The sequence below is a fragment of the Levilactobacillus paucivorans genome (genome assembly GCF_001437125.1).
In the GTDB taxonomy this organism is placed as follows: domain Bacteria; phylum Bacillota; class Bacilli; order Lactobacillales; family Lactobacillaceae; genus Levilactobacillus; species Levilactobacillus paucivorans.
In genome coordinates this window covers 1-1,451 of the sequence record NZ_JQCA01000077.1, presented here as the reverse complement: position 1 = coordinate 1,451, position 1,451 = coordinate 1, and the positions used below count along the sequence as shown (strand labels likewise).

1 protein-coding gene is annotated in these 1,451 nt (G+C 37.3%); it reads right to left on the bottom strand.

The window, feature by feature from the left end; all coding sequences use genetic code 11:
* Positions 1 to 70 precede the first annotated feature (70 nt).
* On the bottom strand, positions 71 to 1,312 hold the full coding sequence (locus tag IV54_RS07445) for an ISL3 family transposase (RefSeq protein WP_063697918.1): 1,242 nt from the start codon (positions 1,310 to 1,312) through the stop codon (positions 71 to 73).
* Positions 1,313 to 1,451 lie beyond the last annotated feature (139 nt).

Genomic DNA, 1,451 nt, shown 5'->3' with positions numbered 1-1,451 from the left:
TGGGTCTCTGTCAAATCGTATTGGTGGAGATTTTGAACGGCACATTCACTTCGGTGAATGTGCTTTTTGTTTACTCATGAATTAAACTAATCCGGATAAAGAAGTTGTCAATATTTCGAAAACCAAAACAGTTACGCTTTAATGCCTTGATTTTACGATTAAGTCCTTCAATTGGACCGTTGGAAAATGGATAACGACAACTGTTTAGAAGGGCTGAACCATTTTTGATAAACGTGTTGATCGTTATGTCCATTTGATTACTAGTGGGTTGGTAGTTAGTAAGTAAGGATTGGAACGCATTAGCATCCTTTTGGTGTATGGCACTTAAGATACCTTGATAGGTTTGATACACAGATCTAAATCTGGGAAAAGCGTCTAGAGCTAAATCAATGGCGTTTTGTTGCGTCATATACTCGTTAATTCCGCGTAAATAAACAGCCTTAGAATCATTAACTTTTATTTCATCAAGATGAAATAAACGCCATTGAGATTTTAAAATATGATAAATTCGTGAATGCTTATCTTGGATAGTACGAATGGTCTGCGTGCGTTCATTATCTAAGGCACGCCCAGCCAGTTGAATAATATGGAAACGATCGATAATCGTGGCCGCATTGGGAAATAAGCGATGAATGAAGCTGCCATATTCAGCATTCATGTCAATCGTCACTGATTGAACTTGGGCACGTTCTTGAACCGAAAAACGAGCTTCAAAGTAGTCAATGATATCTTTACTTAGCCGATCTTTTAAAGTAACAATTCGGCGATGACTAACGGCATCGCAACAATTAAAGGACATCCAGTGATTACAGGAACGAAATTCATCAAAGCAAAGATTCTCTGGGAGATGTTTAACACGATAGGCTAAGTGAATATTGGCATTTAGGATTCGTTGAACACTGCTTGGCGAAATTCCACAAAGTTTAGCAATTTCTTTACTCGTCAACATATCGCGTGCCAAAACGATCACTTGATGTTTGATATTATGTGTGAAAGTTTCGTTACGATTAACCAACTTAGTTTTAGCACCACAGGTTTTTGAACAATCTTTACATTGGTATCTTTGACGTTTTAAATGCATTTCGTAACGACCACCGGATAAGGTTCCTAAACGCAGGTGACTCATGTGAGTTCCGTTTTTAATTAAGCTTTTATGGCCACAATGTGGGCACTTTAAAAGTTGATAAGACAAAGTTGCATGGACGACATGAATACGTTGGTTTGTGGAACACCGTTCTTTAGAAATACCAGTGACAATTAAGTTTGGGTCTGTTATTTCGAATAAGCATAAGATAGAATTAGTTAGGGACATCTGAATTTCCTCTTTTCGATTTGTTTTGGCGATTAAATCGTAGCACAAAGAGGACAGATGTCCTTTTTTATTTTTCTGATTTTCAAAACAGACAAAAAACCGGTATTAGTTATTCACCAATACCAGAAAGTGTAGACCC

Bases quoted from the DNA above. Each gene is read 5' to 3' on its own strand.
- IV54_RS07445 (WP_063697918.1), bottom strand. From the start codon at position 1,312: ATGTCCCTAACTAATTCTATCTTATGCTTATTCGAAATAACAGACCCA.